17 protein-coding genes are annotated in these 19,993 nt (G+C 35.1%); 1 reads left to right on the forward strand and 16 read right to left on the reverse strand.

The features are described from left to right. Positions 1-177 precede the first annotated feature (177 nt). The gene (asnA, locus tag ACTJJ9_RS21230; RefSeq protein ID WP_145582966.1) at positions 178-1,191 is read left to right on the forward strand and encodes an aspartate--ammonia ligase; all 1,014 of its coding nucleotides are present in this window, start codon (positions 178-180) and stop codon (positions 1,189-1,191) included. Between the two features lie 176 nt (positions 1,192-1,367). On the opposite strand, the gene ACTJJ9_RS21235 is transcribed toward asnA, so the two are convergent. The 16 genes from ACTJJ9_RS21235 to ACTJJ9_RS21310 form a co-directional block, all read right to left on the reverse strand. Then, entirely contained in the window at positions 1,368-2,237 is an 870-nt protein-coding gene (locus ACTJJ9_RS21235) for a 2-oxoacid:ferredoxin oxidoreductase subunit beta (protein ID WP_145582968.1), read from the reverse strand. Beyond that, positions 2,238-3,974, reverse strand: a complete 1,737-nt coding sequence (locus tag ACTJJ9_RS21240; protein WP_145582970.1) for a 2-oxoacid:acceptor oxidoreductase subunit alpha — start codon at positions 3,972-3,974, stop codon at positions 2,238-2,240. It abuts the gene before it with no gap. A gap of 280 nt (positions 3,975-4,254) precedes the next feature. After that, positions 4,255-5,175 (reverse strand): dipeptidase, encoded by a 921-nt coding sequence (locus tag ACTJJ9_RS21245; RefSeq protein ID WP_145582972.1) that lies wholly within the window; start codon positions 5,173-5,175, stop codon positions 4,255-4,257. Positions 5,176-5,255: 80 nt separating this feature from the next. After that, the gene (spoVS, locus tag ACTJJ9_RS21250) at positions 5,256-5,516 is read right to left on the reverse strand and encodes a stage V sporulation protein SpoVS (protein WP_003181955.1); all 261 of its coding nucleotides are present in this window, start codon (positions 5,514-5,516) and stop codon (positions 5,256-5,258) included. 540 nt (positions 5,517-6,056) lie between these two features. Next, the gene (locus ACTJJ9_RS21255; RefSeq protein ID WP_145582974.1) at positions 6,057-6,851 is read right to left on the reverse strand and encodes a TIGR00282 family metallophosphoesterase; all 795 of its coding nucleotides are present in this window, start codon (positions 6,849-6,851) and stop codon (positions 6,057-6,059) included. A 117-nt stretch (positions 6,852-6,968) separates the two neighbouring features. Beyond that, positions 6,969-8,531 carry a ribonuclease Y gene (rny, locus tag ACTJJ9_RS21260; protein ID WP_440768862.1) on the reverse strand — a complete coding sequence of 521 codons (1,563 nt, stop codon included), beginning with the start codon at positions 8,529-8,531 and terminating at the stop codon, positions 6,969-6,971. Between the two features lie 649 nt (positions 8,532-9,180). After that, on the reverse strand, positions 9,181-10,233 hold the full coding sequence (gene recA / locus ACTJJ9_RS21265; protein WP_095297673.1) for a recombinase RecA: 1,053 nt from the start codon (positions 10,231-10,233) through the stop codon (positions 9,181-9,183). 252 nt (positions 10,234-10,485) lie between these two features. Then, positions 10,486-11,733: a competence/damage-inducible protein A gene (locus ACTJJ9_RS21270; protein ID WP_145582979.1), complete on the reverse strand. Its 1,248-nt coding sequence runs from the start codon at positions 11,731-11,733 to the stop codon at positions 10,486-10,488. Between the two features lie 26 nt (positions 11,734-11,759). After that, entirely contained in the window at positions 11,760-12,338 is a 579-nt protein-coding gene (gene pgsA, locus ACTJJ9_RS21275; RefSeq protein ID WP_095297677.1) for a CDP-diacylglycerol--glycerol-3-phosphate 3-phosphatidyltransferase, read from the reverse strand. Positions 12,339-12,542: 204 nt separating this feature from the next. Then, positions 12,543-13,430: a helix-turn-helix domain-containing protein gene (locus ACTJJ9_RS21280; RefSeq protein WP_186324246.1), complete on the reverse strand. Its 888-nt coding sequence runs from the start codon at positions 13,428-13,430 to the stop codon at positions 12,543-12,545. Between the two features lie 16 nt (positions 13,431-13,446). Continuing rightward, positions 13,447-14,238 carry a DUF3388 domain-containing protein gene (locus tag ACTJJ9_RS21285; protein ID WP_095297681.1) on the reverse strand — a complete coding sequence of 264 codons (792 nt, stop codon included), beginning with the start codon at positions 14,236-14,238 and terminating at the stop codon, positions 13,447-13,449. Positions 14,239-14,460: 222 nt separating this feature from the next. Further along, positions 14,461-14,721, reverse strand: coding sequence for a DUF3243 domain-containing protein (locus ACTJJ9_RS21290; RefSeq protein WP_095297683.1), 261 nt, complete (start codon positions 14,719-14,721; stop codon positions 14,461-14,463). A gap of 122 nt (positions 14,722-14,843) precedes the next feature. Beyond that, positions 14,844-15,566, reverse strand: a complete 723-nt coding sequence (gene ymfI, locus ACTJJ9_RS21295) for an elongation factor P 5-aminopentanone reductase (protein WP_145582983.1) — start codon at positions 15,564-15,566, stop codon at positions 14,844-14,846. A 151-nt stretch (positions 15,567-15,717) separates the two neighbouring features. Then, positions 15,718-17,004 (reverse strand): EF-P 5-aminopentanol modification-associated protein YfmH, encoded by a 1,287-nt coding sequence (gene yfmH / locus ACTJJ9_RS21300; RefSeq protein ID WP_145582985.1) that lies wholly within the window; start codon positions 17,002-17,004, stop codon positions 15,718-15,720. Then, positions 17,001-18,278, reverse strand: coding sequence for an EF-P 5-aminopentanol modification-associated protein YfmF (gene yfmF / locus ACTJJ9_RS21305; RefSeq protein ID WP_145582988.1), 1,278 nt, complete (start codon positions 18,276-18,278; stop codon positions 17,001-17,003). The genes yfmH and yfmF overlap by 4 nt, the downstream gene beginning before the upstream one ends. Before the next feature lie 195 nt (positions 18,279-18,473). Beyond that, a complete protein-coding gene (locus ACTJJ9_RS21310) occupies positions 18,474-19,712 on the reverse strand; it encodes an MFS transporter (protein ID WP_145582990.1) in 1,239 nt (412 codons plus the stop codon). Positions 19,713-19,993 lie beyond the last annotated feature (281 nt).

A 19,993-nucleotide genomic window follows, 5' to 3' on the forward strand; every position in this document is an offset into this window, starting at 1 on the left:
AAATTTAGTTTACCCATTCTACATGTATAAATTTCATTTACGGGCTAATAAAGGATTGTTACTACCCTTTTTCGCAATAGTGGAGTAACAAATTATTGGATTCATCATAAAGTATTTTAGTCAAACACCTAATTACTTAAAAAAAGATATTATGTTTATCAATTGGAGGGTAATAAGATGTCTCAAACATTAGCCATTCCTAAAGGATACAAGCCAATCCTCAATCTGATGCATACAGAGATTGCTATTAAAGAACTGAAGGATTTTTTCGAAGAAACGCTAGCAGAAGAACTCAACCTTATTAAAGTATCTGCACCGTTGATTGTCCATGAAGGAACCGGAATAAACGATAACCTAAATGGGACAGAACGAATTGTTCGTTTTGATGGAATAGATATGAACGGAAAACAAATCGAGATTGTTCAATCACTTGCTAAGTGGAAGAGACTGGCACTTGCGAAATACGGATTTACAATTGACGAAGGTCTTTATACGAATATGAATGCAATTAGAAGAGATGAAATACTTGATAACCTCCATTCGATCTATGTTGATCAATGGGACTGGGAGAAAGTCATTTCTAAGGACGAACGAACAATTAATAAATTAAAAAGTGAAGTAAAAAAAATCTACAAAGCAATAAAACGAACGGAAATGTTTATGTACGAATTTCACCCACAGCTTGAGCCAATTTTACCTAATGAAATACATTTTATTACGACTGCGGAGCTTGAACAATTATACCCAACTCTTTCTCCGAAACAAAGGGAAGATAGTATAACAAAGGAATATGGTGCTATATTTATTATGCAAATTGGCGGTGTTCTTAGTAATCGTGAAAAACATGATAGCCGTTCCCCTGATTATGACGATTGGTCATTAAATGGTGACCTTTTATTATGGAGCCCAATTTTAAAGAAATCGATTGAAATTTCATCGATGGGAATTCGCGTTGATGAAAATGCTCTGTTGAAACAATTAAAGGATTCAAATGAAGAGAGAAGACTAACATTCCCTTTTCATCAAGCAGTCATTAACGGTTTACTCCCCTCCTCCATTGGCGGAGGAATTGGCCAATCACGATTATGTATGTATCTATTAAAAAAGGCACATATAGGTGAGGTCCAAGCATCTGTTTGGAATGAAACTACGATCAATGAATGCAAGTCATGCAATATTACTCTTCTTTAATGACTTGATAGATCAGATAATAAAGAAGCTATATTAAGCTCTAAATTTCATCCTTAATATAGCTTTTCTTAACCTATTTTTGATAATTTTTTTCCTTATATTCTCTATATGTTGGGCTAATTCATATTTTCATATAAAAAGAACGAGAAATTTTTCTCGTTCCCTTCTGTAAAACCTTACATAAATTCGGCAATTAATTGATTAAATTCTTCCTCCTCGATAGCTAAATCCGTTTTAGATAACGGTACTTCACTATAGCCTTTAATTAACTCCTGATAAGATTTTTGCGTGTTATTTTGGTAAATTAATCCTGTAACAAGACTGTTATGCTTCATTAACGTTTGCATTGCAAGTTCTTTATTATGTGGATCATAGCCTTCAACATCTGCTAGCTTAGTTAAATTTTCTTTAAACCAATCATAGGTATTTACTTTATTATATGTCACACATGGGCTAAATACATTTATTAGTGAAAACCCTTTATGTTGAATACCAGCTTCTATTAATGCTGTTAAATCCTTTAAATCAGTTGAAAAGCTTTGGGCAACAAATGTAGCACCTGCAGATAATGCCATTTCCATAATTGATAAGGAGGATTCAATTGACCCCTCAGGTGTACTTTTTGTAATAAAACCCGCTTCACTTCGAGGTGATGTTTGTCCTTTCGTTAAACCATATATTTGATTATCCATCACAATATACGTAATATCAATGTTTCGACGAATAGCGTGGATCGTATGTCCCATCCCAATCGCAAATCCGTCTCCGTCCCCTCCTGAAGCAATGACGGTTAAGTCTCGATTTGCCATCTTTACACCTTGCGCAATTGGCAATGACCGCCCGTGAATGCCATGAAAACCATAGGAGTTAATATATCCAGAAATTCGACCAGAACAGCCAATTCCAGAAACAACAGCTAATTGTTCGGGCTGTAAGCCTATATTGGCAGCAGCTCGTTGAATGGCAGCTTGAACCGAGAAATCACCACAGCCTGGACACCAATTTGGTTTTACATTATTTCGGAAATCTTTAAATGTTACTGCCATTTAGATCAACTCCTTACTACGTGTGTAGATTTCATGAGGAAGAAAAGGATTTCCATCGTATTTTAATAACGAAGCAATTTTATTTGCATAACCGATATTCATTTTTAAAAGATTCGCTAATTGCCCTGTTGCATTATTCTCAACAACAATAACTTTTTTTGCTGCCTCAACTAATGGAAGCAGCTCTTCTGTTGGAAATGGATGAATTAAGCGAATATGTGCATGATTTACTGCTATACCATCATTCTCTAATCTCTCCATTGCCTCTTCAATTGTTCCTCGTGTTGAAATAAAGCCAACGAATAAGATATCTGGGTGATCATGATAAATCCTTTTATGAACTGGAGTGTTAAAGGTTATGTTTGCTAACTTCCTTAAACGTTTATCCATTTGCTCAATCCGATTTATTGCTACCTCTGAAGGCTTTCCTGTCTCATCATGCTCTACACCAGTAACATGATGAATCCCATTTTTCGTACCAGGAAGAACACGAGGTGAGACACCATCTTCAGTTACTTTAAAACGTTTGAAGTATGCCTTATTTTCAAGCTCTGGTAAGTCATCCGTAAGCAGCTTTCCACGGCGAATGTTGATTTTATGATAATCTAACGGCTCAACAGTTTGTTTTCCTAGTGAAAGCTGTAAATCAGTTAAGAGAATAACCGGTACTTGGTACTCTTCAGCAATATTGAAAGCTTCAATTATATCATAAAATGCCTCTTGAACTGTACTTGGTGCCATGACCACTTTTGGAATTTCACCATGTGTACCATAAATCATAGCCATTAGATCAGACTGCTCCTGCTTTGTTGGTAAGCCTGTGCTAGGTCCTCCCCTTTGTGTGTCGACGATCACAAGCGGCTGTTCCGTTATTCCCGATAAGCCGATCGCTTCCATCATAAGTGATAAGCCAGGACCAGCGGATGCAGTAAAGGTACGTGCTCCTGCATAATTGGCTCCAATAGCCATCGTACATGCGGCAATTTCATCTTCTGTTTGAATAACAACTCCACCAAATTTCGGAAGCTTTTTAATTAAATATTCCATAATTTCAGATGCAGGTGTTATTGGATATGCAGCCATAAACCGAGAACCAGCTGCTATTGCGCCTAATGCAATCGCATCATTCCCAATCATGAACATTCTTTTTTGCCCATCTGCCTTTTCAAGATACATATCTGTTCGATCAAATCCTAATACATCTTTTAAATATTCCGCACCTTTTTTGATTGCTTCCATATTTTTTTCGACAATTTTTTCCCCTTTTCGGCCATATGTATCCTGTACAACTTCATGATAACCATTAGGATTGATATTGAGAATTGCACTTGTTGCTCCAATTGCCACCATATTTTTCATTAAAGATGTTCCTAATTCAGTAGCGATTGCTGTAAACGGAACAGAATATAATGTAACGTTTACATTCTCAGGAATTGTTGGATTAAACTTTGAATCCGCTAGTACGATCCCACCATTGCGAAGCTCATGAAAGTTTACATCAATTGTTTCCTGGTCAAAGGCAACTAATATATCTAAATCATCCGAAATAGAACGGACTTCAGATGTGCTGACACGGATTTTATTATTCGTATGCCCGCCCTTAATACGTGAAGAAAAATGCCGATATCCATATAAGTAATAACCTAGTCGGTTTAAGGCAATTGAGAATACTTCACCAGTACTTTCGATGCCCTCTCCTTGTTGCCCTCCAACTTTCCATGAAAGTTGACTTATCATGTTCTTACACCCCTCTAAAGTTCAATAGATACAATTTTATAAGTTTTATAAATCTAGAAAAATATTATTTACTTAAACTGAGTAAATTGATCGGATTTAAAACTAAACGTTTTAATTGTAGACCCTACTTAACAAAATTACAAGTATTTCTAATAAAAATGTCGAAGAATATAGAGTTCCATACTTAAGGCATTTTCATTTTTTGCTAAAGCAATTTATGTGAGATGATTATTTACGATTATTTTTCTGTTTTCATTGATTCTAAGGCCATATATTAGAATCAAAAGGAAATATGATCGTAAAAATTTTGAAATAGGAATTTTTCTACCAAGCTATGAGAGTAATGAGTAAGTAACTGATTGATTAAATTGTCATAGCAAGAATAATTTTCTAGGCCAATAATCGTTTCATCAATACCATCAAAATCTGACCCAAAACCAATATGATTCTCTCCTCCAAGCGCACATAGATAATCAATATGTTTTAATAGATCCGTTATTTTTGCTATACCACTTGTCGTAAAATATGGGACAAAGCTTAATCCGATCATACCGTTTTTCTTAAACAACCCGATTATTTGCTCATCTTTAAGATTCCGAACATGTGGACATAAATTAAAAACATTTGAATGTGATGCAATTGGAAACCGTGCAATATCTAACGCTTCCCAAAAACTCGATTCACAAGTATGTGATAAATCAGTCCATAATCTTTTTTGATTAAGATAGTTGATTACTTTTTTCCCAAAAACCGTTAGACCACCATTTCGTGTTTCATACGCACCATCTGCAACAAGATTAGCATAATTCCAAGTTAGCCCGACTGACCTTACCCCTAATTGATAGAAAATTTCTAACTGCTCAAGCCTATCACCGATCGCATCACAGCCTTCTAACGTTAATATTGCACCAATCTCATGATCAGCTAATTGCTCCATATCCTTTTTACTCTTTATTAATTTTATCTCAGGATAATTCCTTAGGATTTTCTGATAAAATAGCGCTATTTGTGCTTCCGCCACTTGAAGTCGCTGATGAAATGGTATTTCCTCTGGTACAAATATCGCAAAACATTGTACAGGCTTTTCCTTGGATTTAAGCCTTGAAATGGAAACATGTAAGTCTTTATCATTTTCTACATTTATGCAAGGGTTTCTCCAAAGTTTTAATAACATATCACAATGGGCATCAAATACTCTCATTTCTACGAAACTCCTTTCAAAAATTAAGGGTTTGACTCATAAATTGAGTCAAACCCTTAATGATATTCTCTGACTTATTGTTATCTAGGCTCAACAATTAGTTTAATTGCTGTCCGTTCCTCACCATCTATTTGAATATCTGTAAATGCTGGTATACAAATTAAATCGACACCACTCGGCGCTACAAAGCCCCTAGCAATCGCTACAGCTTTAACGGCCTGATTAAGAGCACCTGCTCCTATCGCTTGAATTTCTGCAGCACCACGCTCTCTTAAAACACCAGCTAATGCACCGGCTACAGAATTAGGATTAGATTTTGCTGAAACCTTTAATATTTCCATTTCTAGCTCCCCCTTAATTTTCAATGAATCCTTGAGTGTTCATTAGAACAGCTTTGGCATCATTCGTTTAAAAAGGCCTCCCCTGTATCCTTTCTAAACGGTATTAGATATTCATCCATTGATACTATATTCACTAGAAATAGAAAGTATTCCTGCTTGGATTCATTTTATTTAAGAAAACAGCCTTATTAAATGTTTGCTTTCTGTAAATAAACATTTAGCAAATTTGCAAACTTTTACGATTCATCTCTGAAGTTTGGTTTTCTACACATAAGACTCATGCATTTTTCGTAAACCTTGTCGCCTTTATTAATTCGTTATGGTTGATTTCCTCTTACTGTGCTTGGTGGAGAGTCTTTTTGGTTTAAGCACCTGCTTACGTCTCACCTATCCTACGCAACCAGTAGAAATTTTGAACTTATGCTCCAATAACCTTTACATGTTTATAAAAACGATAATATTCTAGAAAAAGTATTAATAAATAAATTGTAAAATAGCAATTAAAGGCATGAAATTTAAGAAAGAAATGCATCTTTCTTTTTACTCAAAAAACATGTGATCATCATTAATAAGAATTCGTTCAATTTTCTTGGCCTTACCCGTTTTATCATCAATATCAATTACGACAGCGCTTAGCTGTGTGCGACCATCTGCTACATCATGTCTTACTGGTAGATTTGTTAAAAACCTTTTCATAATCATTTCACGGTTTACCCCTAAAATACCATCGTAAGGTCCTGTCATTCCGACATCAGAAATATAAGCTGTTCCTTTGTCAAGAATTCGTTCGTCTGCTGTTTGAACATGTGTATGTGTACCAACTACAGCTGACACTCTACCATCTAAATACCATCCCATCGCTTGTTTTTCACTTGTTGCCTCTCCATGAAAATCAACAAAAATTATGGATGTTCGCTTTTTAGCTTCTTTAATTAATTCGTCAGCTTTTTTAAATGGACAATCTGTTGGAGGTAAAAAGGCACGCCCTTGCAAATTAATGACCGCCACTTCTTTACCTGCGATCGTAACAAATGTCATCCCTTTACCCGGATTATCTTCTGGAAAGTTTGCAGGTCGTATCATTTGATGTGCGCGATCAATAAATTCAAATATTTCTCGATTATCCCAAGTATGATTTCCCATCGTTATAACATGTGCACCACTATCAATAAATTGTTGATAGATTTTTTCAGTAATCCCTTTACCGTGTGCTGCATTTTCGCCATTAACGATGACAACATGCGGATTATATTTTGTTTTTAACTTTGGTAGATATTCCTTTACCATTTGACGGCCTGGTGAACCAAAAACATCTCCCACAAACAATATTTTCATTTTCATTTCCTCAATTCTTTGCAATTAATTCATCTTTGTATTTCGTCTTTTACTTCTTTGCTTATTTATTCTCACATAGTTTTACAAAAAAATAAAGTGGCGCATTTCTGCCCCACTTTATTTTGCATATTCAACTGCTCTTGTTTCACGAATAACCGTAACTTTAATATGACCAGGATAATCGAGCTCTTCTTCAATTCTTTTTCGGATGTCACGTGCCAAGCGGTGTGCTTGTAAATCATCAATGCTATCAGGTTTTACAATAATTCGGACTTCACGTCCTGCTTGGATAGCAAATGACTTTTCAACACCTTCATAAGATTCAGAGATTTCCTCGAGCTTTTCAAGGCGACGTATATAATTTTCTAATGTTTCACTACGTGCACCAGGTCTTGCAGCTGATAATGCATCTGCTGCTGCAACGATTACAGCAATAATAGACGTTGGTTCTGTGTCTCCGTGATGTGAAGCAATACTATTAATTACGACTGGATGTTCCTTGTATTTTGTAGCAAGCTCAACACCAATCTCAACATGGCTTCCTTCTACTTCATGGTCAATTGCTTTACCAATATCATGAAGGAGACCTGCTCGTTTCGCTAATAATACATCTTCTCCAAGTTCCGATGCCATTAGTCCCGCTAAGAAAGAAACTTCCATTGAATGCTTCAACACGTTTTGACCGTAGCTTGTTCGAAATTTAAGTCGACCAAGGATTTTTATTAAATCAGGATGAAGTCCGTGAACACCCACTTCAAATGTGGTTTGCTCTCCAACTTCTCTAATATATTCATCCACTTCTCTACGGGATTTTTCAACCATTTCTTCAATACGAGCTGGATGTATACGTCCATCCTGAACAAGCTTGTCTAATGCCAATCTTGCTGTTTCTCTACGAATTGGATCAAATCCTGATAAAATAACAGCTTCAGGAGTATCATCGATAATTAAGTCGATTCCTGTTAATGTTTCAAGTGTACGAATATTCCGTCCCTCACGGCCAATTATACGACCCTTCATTTCATCATTTGGGAGATTTACAACAGATACAGTTGTTTCTGCCACATGATCTGCTGCACATCGCTGAATAGCAAGTGACAGGATTTCTTTAGCCTTTTTGTCTGCTTCTTCCTTTGCACGATTTTCACTGTCTTTAATCATGATTGCAATATCATGTGTGAGCTCATTTTCAACCTTTTCAAGTATGATTGATTTTGCTTCATCTCGTGTAAGGCTAGAAATGCGTTCAAGCTCTGATTGCTGCTTACGCACCATCTCGTCCACTTTGCTTTCCATCTCTTCAATATGCTGTTGTCTTTGATTCAGAGAATCTTCTTTTTTCTCTAGGATAACTTCACGTTTATCTAAAGACTCATCTTTTCGGTCTAGATTCTCTTCTTTTTGTAATAAGCGATTTTCTTGTTTCAGAAGCTCATTTCGTCTTTCACGAACTTCTTTTTCTGCATCTGTTCGCAACTTGTGAATTTCATCTTTCGCTTCAAGAAGTGCTTCTTTTTTCGTTGCTTCCGCATCACGCTTTGCGTCTTCAAGAATCTGCTCAGCTGCATGGTTTGCACCTGCAATTTTTGCTTCAGCAATTGATTTACGAACAAAATAGCCAACAACTGCACCGACGATTAGGCCAAGCAAAATGGAGATGAGTATTGATACAACTTCCATCATTACACCTCCTCTTGCTATGAACTTGTTTTTTCTAGATTAAAGTGTCGGCATGTACATTGTTCAATTATAAGTTGTCAACATACAGCTCAAAGCTTTCGTATCATGTTGAACTTTACGTCTTATGAACTATTATTTAAGAAGACAAATTCAAGTACCAACATTTTTGCTTTCAAAATGCTTCAATCAACATTCTACAAAATTGTAAAATATACATCTTAATTGTAAATGTGTGAATTTTTCTTGTCAAGCCTGTCAAATTGACGAAAATAATGTCTTCATAAGCTTTACAAGCGGGTAGCACTAAAACAGATAAACCTTTTTGTGAACTATGGTCTATATTGCTTTATAAATTGGGTTATTATATCTTTATTATACCCCTAAAAATTGCCATATATACTAATGTCCTTCACATAGTTTGTTATATATAGTATAGGAATTAGATAGCTTTTTTTTCTAACTAAAAAAGCTATCTCTATAAGGCTGTTTTCCTAAACTTTGTTGCTATTTATTAAGTTGCTATTTTCGTTGATTTCCTCGTGCAGTACCAACTTTTCATGGGATGCAATAAAATTAATGCTAAGAAATCAACAATTTGTACTTTAACGCGGCCTATTTATGATAAAAAAAAAGGGCCAAATGCCCTTTTTTAATCTTCTAGTAAATCTAATGCTTCTTGATCTACTGCTTCACTATCTTTCGCAAGAATTACTTCATCATCTAAGCCATAATGTTTGCGAATTTGTTCTTGGATTTCAAGACGAATTGCTGGATTCTCCTTGAGAAATTGCTTCGCATTTTCTCTTCCTTGTCCCAAGCGCTCTTCATTATATGAATACCAAGCTCCACTTTTTTGTACGATGTCAAGCTCTGAACCTAAATCAATGATTTCTCCTTCTTTAGAAATCCCTTCACCATACATAATGTCAACTTCTGCTACCTTGAACGGAGGAGCAACTTTATTTTTGACAACTTTAATTTTCGTTTTATTACCAACCATATCATTACCCTGTTTAAGTGTCTCAGCACGACGAACCTCTAAGCGGACAGTTGAATAGAATTTTAACGCACGGCCACCTGGAGTTGTTTCAGGATTTCCGAACATAATCCCAACTTTTTCACGGATTTGGTTAATAAAAATAGCAATTGTATTTGATTTATTAATAGCACCTGATAGTTTACGTAATGCTTGTGACATTAATCGAGCTTGAAGACCAACGTGAGAGTCTCCCATTTCCCCCTCGATTTCCGCCTTTGGAACTAATGCTGCAACAGAGTCAATAACAAGAATATCGATAGCACCACTACGAACAAGGGCTTCAGCAATTTCAAGCGCTTGCTCACCTGTATCTGGTTGTGATAATAAAAGTTCATCGATATTAACACCTAGTTTTTGAGCATAGACTGGATCTAGAGCATGCTCAGCATCAATAAATGCAGCTTGTCCACCTTGATTTTGCACCTCTGCAATTGCATGTAGTGCAACAGTTGTTTTACCTGAACTTTCAGGACCATAAATTTCTATAATTCTACCACGTGGATATCCACCAACTCCTAATGCAGCATCAAGTGCTAGTGACCCACTTGGGATAGTCGAAACTCTTCTATCTGTTTGTTCCCCTAATTTCATGATGGAACCTTTACCGAATTGCTTTTCTATTTGTTTTAACGCCATATCTAACGCAGCTTGACGGTTACTCACTAAATTTCCTCCTTTAATCGTATCTATAATTAATATAACGCTTTTTAAACCATTTGCCAAGTAAAAAATCGAACATTCATTCGATTATTTTTACAGAGAAAACTCTTTAAAAAGTTTGTTTTCATTAAATGAAAAATCGATTACCTGCCCATTTCTCTATTAAAATTTCTTATTTTAATTCAGATGAATTTTCTCTCAAAAATAAAGAGGGCTGCCTCATAAAAGAAAGACAGCCTTTAAAGTTTAATTATATCATTCTTCTGATAATAGTTTAATTAAATGGTGGCATCCATATTTTACCGTTCTTATTCTAATTCCGTTTCTTGTACCAGTGAAATTAAATTTGAACGTTTGAGTATCTGTTCCTTCTGCTGAAATCCCGATATAAACTGTTCCAACAGGATGTCCCTCAAGGGAATTAGGGCCAGCCACACCAGTAAAGCTTACTCCAATATCACTATTTGCCATTTTCCTTACCTGGTCCGCCATTTCTTTAGCACATTGACTGCTTACGGCTCCATATGTTTCTAATGTCTTTTCAGATACACCAAGTATATTTGCTTTCACTTCATTCGTATATGTAATAATGCTCCCTTTAAATGCTTTTGAAGCACCATCAATTCCAGTCATGTACTCTGAAAACATTCCACCCGTTAAGCTCTCAGCTGCTGATAGTGTTTTGTTTTTTCCAATTAAAAGCTTAAAAAGCTCTTCAACAAGTGTTGTGTTCTCATATCCATAGAAAAATTCTCCAACACGTTGATTAATTTTTTGCTCAACCTCATCTAGCATTTGATTCGCAACCATTTCGTCAGTATGCTTAGCTGTCAGGCGTAAAGTTACTTCACCATTAGCAGCTAATGGAGCAACTGTTGGATTCAGTTGTTCATCAATAATATCTTGAATATCTGTTTCAAGTTGGGATTCACCAATTCCAAAATATCTTAATACTCTTGAAATAATCTTTTCCTGAATACCGAGAGTTTGAATGAAATATTTACTACCATAGTTTTGAAACATTGGTTTCATTTCACTTGGAGGTCCTGGTAATAGCATATAAATCTTTTGCTCTACTTCAACTGCCATACCTGGTGCCATACCAAAATCGTTTTTCAATATATGAGCCCCATCAAGAACAAGTGCTTGCTTTTTATTATTTTCAGACATTGTACGCTTCGTTCGAATAAAATATTGTTCAATGCTCGCCAATGCTTCTTCATCATACACAAGCTCTTTTCCTAAAACATTAGCAATTGTTTCTTTCGTTAAGTCGTCCTTTGTCGGTCCTAAACCACCGGTAAAAATGATTACATTTGAACGTTTTTGTGCAACCTCTATCGCTTCTTTCAGTCTGCCAGCATTATCGCCAACAACAGTGTGATAATAGACATTTATCCCCATTTTAGCTAATTGCTCAGATAAAAATTGTGCATTACTGTTGACGATTTGACCGAGTAATAGCTCGGAACCAACTGCAATAATTTCCGTACGTGTATTCATATTAACGCATCCCCATTTCACAAATTTTATTTTGAGTTCACAAACACATGCTTATTTTTAATAAAATAGTCATACCCTGAAATAATCGTGAAAAAGGTTGCTACCCATAGAGCAAGATCTGCAAATGGAAGATTGATAAATTCAAATGGTAAATTATGTAGCAATAACGCGCTTATTGCAATGATTTGCGTCCACGTTTTAATTTTCCCTAACATATTTGCAGCAACAATTTCACCTTCACCAGCAAGAATCGCTCTTAATCCTGTAACTGCAAACTCTCGACTAATGATCAAGATAACCATCCATGAAGGTGCAAGACCAAGCTGAACTAAAATAATCAATGCTGCTGATACAAGAAGCTTATCCGCTAATGGATCTAAAAACTTTCCGAGATTTGTCACTTGATTCAATTTCCGTGCATAATAACCATCAATCCAATCAGTTGTCGACGCTACGATAAAAAGAATTGCCCCAACTAAGTGTGTGACTTGGATCGATTCATTGCCAAAAGTTAACACTCCCCAATTAAATGGGGCTAACATAATAATCATGAACACTGGGATTAAACAAATTCTTGAGATTGTAATTTTATTAGGTAAATTCATCTTCTAATTCCTCCGTTGTTGTGTATACAATTTCATAAATTATAAAATAGTTCTGTCATAAATCAAATTTCTGCAAGTAATTATGTATTTAAAAGCTAGAAATTCCTTCTTTAGTAGGATAAAGAAAAGGACGACACAAAGATCGTACACCAATCTCAACTTATCAATCAAGATTGGTGTACAAGAACAATACTTGTGTCAGTCCTACTCTTTTTTAAAGACAATCGTAATATTTTGCGGAGAGCTTTTCGCATCCTCATACTTAATCAGTTCACCATTAACTTTTAAATCAGTACCTGGAATATTACCTACTCTTACAGTAATTTCAGATTCAGCCGTATAATCTCCTACTTCAGATTCACCTTCAGAAATCACTTTACCAATAAACGTTTTACCTTTATCATTTTTTATACTTACCCATGATTTACTTTTCGCAATAACTTCAAGTTCAAACTTGTCAGTACCAGTAAGTTCATAAACTGTAGAAGATCCACTGGACTCCTTAACTGTTATTGCTTGTTTTGGTGTTTCCTCTTCTGGAGTTACCTCTTCAGCATTTGTAGAATCATTTTCATCTACAGCTGGCTCTTCTTCTGCAGCTTGATTATCGTTTGCTGGTGTATTTTCAACATTATTTGTATATTCGGTCTCGCTTTGGTCTGTAATGGATTCCTGTTTTGCATCTGTATTATTTTCGGCAGCATTTTGCCTCCAAACCCATAGCCCAACTGCAATTGCAATAATGACAACGACCGTTAATATTTTTGGGAAAAGATCCAAAAATTTAGATGCTGATTTTGGTAATTCCCTATGAGTTTTCACTCTCGATAATTGTTCAGGGATCTCATCATTGCTCGTACTTGGAACCTCATTTTTAAAGTCCTCAAATATCGAATCTGGATTTATATCAACAGCTTCCGCGTATTGCTTAATAAAAGCTCTAACATAAAATTTCCCTGGAATGATTGAATAATTTCCTTCTTCTAACGCTAAAAGATAACGCTTCTGAATTTTCGTCATATTTTGAAGGTCATCTAAGCTAATGTTTTTTTCCTCTCTTGCTTGTTTCAGTCGATTTCCTAATTCACTCAACCGTAACACCCCATAACTAAAAGTCAAATCCTGAAAAACTTGATGAATCAAACGACATTTGTGGCTCTTCGACATCCTTATATGTGATCTCTTCATCAGGTTCATTCCGAATTTCAATTATATAATCAAAATCGTCAATTGTATATTCCGTATTTTGCACAAAAATATCAGGATGTTCAACAACCTTTGTTGCTGAAAGCCTCATAATTTCTCTAACTAATTGGAGATGCTGCTCAGTACCTCTTCTAGTTGAGACAATTCCATCGATAATGTATACATTATCTTCGTGATATTCCTCTGCAATTAATTGGCTGCGAATCGTTTGCTTTAATAGAGTGGAGGAAACAAATAGCCACTTTTTATTAGCGCAGACGCTTGAAGCGACAATTGATTCTGTTTTTCCAACCCTTGGCATACCTCTAATGCCAATTAATTTATGTCCTTCTTGTTTATATAATTCTGCCATAAAATCAACAAGTAGTCCAAGTTCATCTCGAACAAAACGGAAAGTTTTTTTATCATCTGCATCTCTTTGTATGTATCTGCCATGGCGAACGGCTAGTCGATCCCTTAATTTTGGAACTCTTAGCTTTGTTACCGTTATATTATCCATCGTTTTTAGAATTGATTCAAGGCGTCTTACTTGATCATTGCTTTCACATTTTAGCAAAAGCCCCCGCCTGGAATCATCAACACCATTTATCGTTATAATATTAATCGATAGCATTCCTAGTAAAGATGAAATATCACCTAGAAGCCCGGGACGGTTTTTTTGAATTTGATATTCAAAATACCATTCATATGGCATAAAATAAGTCCCTCCTTTTTTCAACCACTATTACATATCATATATGATTTTACCAAAAGAGGAAAGAATTATGAATGAACATTTCGAGAATATTAATAAATTATAATAGAAGACTTTAAAATAAGGCTTTCCTCAATTTAAAATCGGATATTCTTAACATTTAGGATGACAACTACTAAGGAAATGATATAGTAAAAAAGAGAGGATTAGCTCCTCTCTTTTTTACTGTTGTGATCCGTTATTTTGAACAAGTTTAACCATCATATTTGCGATTGCCTTTTGCTCTTGTTCATTTGCAACACTCCAAAGATCTGCAAGGACACGTTCTTGAGTGTTTTTTGGGTCGACCTGTTTAGCTAAGTAGTCACCAACTTCAAACGCTAAATTATTGATAACCTGATCATTCATACCTTCATTTTGTGCATGATGTAAACGGTCACCAAGGAAATTTTTCCACTCATCCCAATTTTCTAATACAGACATAGGAGTACCTCCTTTATAATTGTTACATGCTTTATTGTTCCTTACCCACTAAACAATTATTCCTTATAAATTCAAAAAACATGCTATATTTTTAAAGAATGAGACTCCTTTGTCCATGTGATTTATACCCAACCACCATTTACGGAAAGAACTTGTCCAGTTATGTATGAGGATTGTTTAGAGGCAAGAAATGAAACTGCATCCGCTACCTCATCAGGATGGCCTAATCGTCCAAGAGGTATCTCCTCTTTTAACTCATTTAGCTCTTCAGATGTAAAATTTGAAAGCATTTTTGTTTCAATTGCTCCTGGCGCAATCGCGTTGACACGAATTTGACTTGGAGCAAGCTCCTTCGCTAACGCCTTTACAAAGGAGTTTTGTCCTCCTTTTACCATTGAATATAAAACTTCACAAGAAGCACCAGTAATTCCCCAAATTGAAGAAATGACAATGATATTCCCAGACTTTTTCCTAATCATAGATGGGATGATTTTTTGCGTAAGTTTAAAAGGACTTGTAAGATGAATGGCAATCATTTGCTTCATCTCCTCCTCACTCATATCGGTCATTAGACCGTAAAAGCTAATCCCACTATTTATTACTAATAATTCAATAGGCATTTTCATTGATTGAACAAGATGATCGACACCAGTGCTATTTGCTAAATCAGCCTGAATCGGTATAATCATTTGCTTAGCATCAGAAATGGAATCAATTAAATATTGGACTTCCTGCTCGTTTTGATGATAATGTGCATAGACATGATAACCATCCTCTATAAGCTTTAATGTTATTGCTTTACCAATTCCACCGCTTGCACCTGTAACTAAAGCATACTTTTCCATTATTACCTCTACTCTCTCCCTAAGAAGAGGGTGACTCAGGAAGGGTCTGACACCTTCAACAAACACCGATATATAGTAGACGAACCTATATTTTGTGTTTGAGGGGTCTAAAACCGTTGCTCTTGAGCCACCCTCTTATAATCATTTCATATTATTTAGGTATTACTTGGCATACTGTAAATAAATTTTCTTCAACTGCTTCATTTAAAGTCTTCGTAACATCCTCTTCAGTTAGTGATTCTAGCATTGGCACAACATCAAATAAATTCATGTCATTAAATGCATATCGTGTAAACTGATTAGCAATATATTCAGGTGAGTTAATTGCTCTTAAAAAAGCACCAATTTTTTTATTTTTAGCTGCTGTAAAGGATGTAAAATCAAAGCCATTATTTTTTGCATTAAGTAAGATCTGTTGAATTTTATTTGCTAATTCATCTGGGTTATCCGTGTCCCCGCCAATCATAGCAAATCCGAAGCCGCTCTCTTCTGTGTAATCATAGCTAAAGGTATCATCTATTAATCCTTGGCTATATAACTCTTCATAATGTTTTGAGCTTTTACTAAATAACATATCTAAAATAATGTTCATTGATAGCTCGTATTTTAATAAATCTTTTCCTTTTCTATTAGGATTTTTCGCCTTCAATCCAACTAAGCATTTTGAGCTTTGAACATTCATTTTCAATTTTTCAATTTTTTTGTGTACCTCAGCAGGCTCATTAGGAAATTCTCTCTTTATTTCAGATTGTGGAGTAAAATCTTTTTTCTGCTGATTCTCTCTTACTTGCTTTAAAATTGCTTCTGGCTCAACAGCTCCGACAATAAACAACAGCATATTGCTCGGATGATAAAATGTATGGTAGCACTCATATAAAGAATCCTTCGTTATTTTCGCAATCGACTCGATTGTTCCCGCGATATCTATTCGTACTGGATGATTTTGATATAGGTTTTGGATTAATCCAAAATATAGACGCCAATCAGGATTGTCATCATACATATTAATCTCTTGACCAATAATTCCTTTTTCTTTTTCCACCGTCTTTTCAGAAAAATATGGTGATTGTACAAAATCGATCAATGTTTCAAGGTTTTGCTCTACATTACTTGTACTCGAAAATAAGTAGGCGGTTCTTGTAAACGATGTAAATGCGTTTGCAGAGGCACCCTGTTTACTAAATTGTTGAAAAACATCTCCATCCTCTTTTTCGAAAAGCTTGTGCTCAAGAAAATGGGCAATTCCATCAGGAACTGTTTCCATCTTATCTTTGTTTAATGGGACAAAGCGATTATCAATTGATCCATATTTCGTTGTAAACGTTGCGTACGTTTTATTAAATCCTTTTTTAGGTAATACATAGACATCTAACCCATTTTCCATCTTTTCATAGTAGAGCTCTTCTTGTAACTGGTCAAAGCGAATAGGATTTGTCATGCATTCTCCCCCATTCCTTTTAAGAAGTAAATTGTATCTAACTCAATTTTTTCTGCTACCTTTACAATTTCGTCTTTCGTAACTTTTGCAATTCCATTTAAATAGTCATCATATGAACGATTTATTTGAGCAATCACATTATGATAAACGATTTCAACTAATCCATATGGAGTATCGATTGTTTCCAGTAGTTGATTTCGAATGACAGCTTTCGTTTGCTCAATTTCTTGGTCTGAAAAATCACCCTTTTTCATTGCGTTCATTTGTTCCTTAATAATCGAAACCGCTTGCTCATAATTTTTTTCCTCGATTCCGGACATGACCATCAAGAGTCCTTTATGGCTCTCAATTCTTGAAGCAGCATAATAGGCCAAGCTTGCTTTCTCACGAACATTAATAAACAATTTAGAATGAGAAAAACCGCCAAATATACCATTGAAAAGTTGTAGAGCATAGTAATCGTTATCACGATATGTACTATTTGTACGATACCCGATATTTAATTTTCCTTGCTTTACATCCTGCTTCTCAATTACTTCATTTTCTTGTACTTCCTGCTTGTTTATAGTTGGCGTTATTTGTTGGTGTGAATTTTCGAAATCAAAATATTTTTTAACGTAGCTTTCTACCTCCTGCTGCTCGATATCTCCAACAACATATAAATCGATTTTGTCTGTTTTAAGCACTGACTGGTAGTATTCATAAAGTGATTTCGCTGTAATTTTGTCGACATCATCTTTTTCCCCATTAACGTGTAGAGCATAAGGCTCGCCTTTACACATTTCTTGAACTAATCGTAAATTTGAGTACCTCATTTTATCGTCAAACACTGATTGGATACGTTGTTTTAATGTTCGTTTTTCTTGTGTGACAACGTCCTCTTTAAATGCTTCTCCATCAAGAACTGGCTTTAATACGATTTCAGCTAGCAGCTCTAATCCCTTTTCCAATAACGGTGTTTGATTAGATAAAAATTTTTCATTTGCAATTTCCATCCGAAAGGAAATGACATGGTTTTCACCTTTTTTAGATAAATCAACAAAAAGTGTTGCACCGTATAATTCATCTAAATGCTGCCTTAAACTTGTACTTGTTTGAAAGCTCTCTGTCCCTCTTTGAAGAACATATGGAAGTAAAGCTCGATATGTAACATCTTTCTCATTAAGTGGGGAAAGTAATTTTAACACAATTGTATTCGTTTTAAATTTTGTCGTTGGGATTGTATGTAATGACAATCCATTTATCTCTGTTGTTTCTTCATTAATATAAGACATGGATACCCTCCTTTTTGAATCGCTTATTTTCTTGTATATCCTGTAATTATATCAATACGTGAATACATTAGAAAATAATATACCTTTTTCTACTTCTATTCTTTCTATAAAAAACCTTCTATATTCAAACAAATAAATACATGAGGTACCTCTTAAGGAAAGCTTTCCCTATTGAAGAGACACCTCATGTCCAATTTACGCAAGTTTAGGCATACGATTTGATTTTGATTCTTTTTGCGGATCCTTTTTTGGTCTTATAAAAAGTAAAACAATTACTACAGCCAAAAGACTTATACCACCAGAAAAGTAATAAACAAGGTGTTCATTTTTAGCCATTATATAAGAATAGATCGGTGGTCCAAGAGCTACTCCAATAAAACGCATTGAACTATAGATAGATGTGATTGTGCCTCTTTGCTCCTTTTTGATTCCTTTTGTAATGATTGCGTCAAGACTTGGCAACGTCATGCCAATTCCAATACCGGTTATTACTAAAAATGCGATTAAATAATAAAGGGAATGTTGTACTCTTAATGCAATAAACGATATTGTTACTAAGCCCATACCTACTACGGTCACAGCCTTCATCACACTTTTACTTTCACCAATTTTCTTACCAGCAACAAAGGAACTTACTGAAAGAGCCAATAAAGGTATAGCTAGAACTAGCCCCTTTTGAATGCCATTAATTTCGTATCGCGTCTCAAGCATATCTGATAAATAAAATAATATGCCAAATAAAACAAACATAATGATACAACCGACCATAAAAACCGCAAAAAGCCACTTGCCATTATTTTTAAAAACCACTTTTATACTAATTGTAAATTCTTTAAATGTCTGTTTATTTTCCTTTTTCTTTTTCGGTACTTTCACAAGGAAAAATACTAAAATAACACTTATTAAACTAAAAAAAGGAATAAACCAAAATGGAAGATACCATATAAATGATGCTAATGTGGCTCCAATTATGGGACTCAAGACTTTTCCCGCAGTATTTGCTGTTTCTGTCATACCTAACCCTGCAGTGACCTCGTCATCATCCTTAAACATATCCCCAACTAAAGGAATTACAACAGGAAAAGCACCAGCAGAACCAACCCCTTGTAATATTCTCCCAATTATAATGAATAGGAATGGGTCATCTAGTGTTAAAGAAGCCCAACCACATACCGCTCCACCTAAGCCTGCAATGATTAAGCACGGAACCATTATCATTTTTCTACCATATCGATCAGATAAATATCCTGCAATTGGTATTAATACAATCGCCACTATCGAGTAAACTGTAATGATTAACGAAACTTGAAATGCACTAATATTTAGTTTTTTAGCGATTTGAGGTAGAACAGGGATTAGCATAGAATTTCCTAAAGTCATTACAAGTGGAACAGATGATACTGCTAACAAATCGAGCTTCTTTCTTCCATCCATCTTTGCTTCACCTTTTGTCTGCAATATTTTTAACACAATTTCATTTTGTGTAATATGTTGTAAACATATACTGGGATAATGTAGCAGACATATTCTTTTCAAAAAAGTTCTCTTACAAAATCTTCATCATAAAGGCCATGATGAAAAATTACTCAAAATAAAGGTTCAACGTCAAATGTTGGGGTGAAGTAAATCTTACTTCTCCCTTATCCAACATGAACACCCACTTTTTTATACTTATGTGTTAATAAAATCTTTGCTCTAAAACGCTTGAAACTTCT

The organism is Metabacillus sp. 22489 (assembly GCF_052044855.1).
Lineage (GTDB): Bacteria > Bacillota > Bacilli > Bacillales > Bacillaceae > Metabacillus > Metabacillus niabensis.

Coding starts and splice junctions, on each gene's coding strand:
- asnA (WP_145582966.1), top strand. CDS start 178: ATGTCTCAAACATTAGCCATTCCTAAAGGATACAAGCCAATCCTCAAT.
- ACTJJ9_RS21235 (WP_145582968.1), bottom strand. CDS start 2,237: ATGGCAGTAACATTTAAAGATTTCCGAAATAATGTAAAACCAAATTGG.
- ACTJJ9_RS21240 (WP_145582970.1), bottom strand. CDS start 3,974: ATGATAAGTCAACTTTCATGGAAAGTTGGAGGGCAACAAGGAGAGGGC.
- ACTJJ9_RS21245 (WP_145582972.1), bottom strand. CDS start 5,175: ATGAGAGTATTTGATGCCCATTGTGATATGTTATTAAAACTTTGGAGA.
- spoVS (WP_003181955.1), bottom strand. CDS start 5,516: ATGGAAATATTAAAGGTTTCAGCAAAATCTAATCCTAATTCTGTAGCC.
- ACTJJ9_RS21255 (WP_145582974.1), bottom strand. CDS start 6,851: ATGAAAATATTGTTTGTGGGAGATGTTTTTGGTTCACCAGGCCGTCAA.
- rny (WP_440768862.1), bottom strand. CDS start 8,531: ATGGAAGTTGTATCAATACTCATCTCCATTTTGCTTGGCCTAATCGTC.
- ACTJJ9_RS21270 (WP_145582979.1), bottom strand. CDS start 11,733: ATGAATACACGTACGGAAATTATTGCAGTTGGTTCCGAGCTATTACTC.
- pgsA (WP_095297677.1), bottom strand. CDS start 12,338: ATGAATTTACCTAATAAAATTACAATCTCAAGAATTTGTTTAATCCCA.
- ACTJJ9_RS21285 (WP_095297681.1), bottom strand. CDS start 14,238: ATGCCATATGAATGGTATTTTGAATATCAAATTCAAAAAAACCGTCCC.
- ACTJJ9_RS21290 (WP_095297683.1), bottom strand. CDS start 14,721: ATGTCTGTATTAGAAAATTGGGATGAGTGGAAAAATTTCCTTGGTGAC.
- ymfI (WP_145582983.1), bottom strand. CDS start 15,566: ATGGAAAAGTATGCTTTAGTTACAGGTGCAAGCGGTGGAATTGGTAAA.
- yfmH (WP_145582985.1), bottom strand. CDS start 17,004: ATGACAAATCCTATTCGCTTTGACCAGTTACAAGAAGAGCTCTACTAT.
- yfmF (WP_145582988.1), bottom strand. CDS start 18,278: ATGTCTTATATTAATGAAGAAACAACAGAGATAAATGGATTGTCATTA.
- ACTJJ9_RS21310 (WP_145582990.1), bottom strand. CDS start 19,712: ATGGATGGAAGAAAGAAGCTCGATTTGTTAGCAGTATCATCTGTTCCA.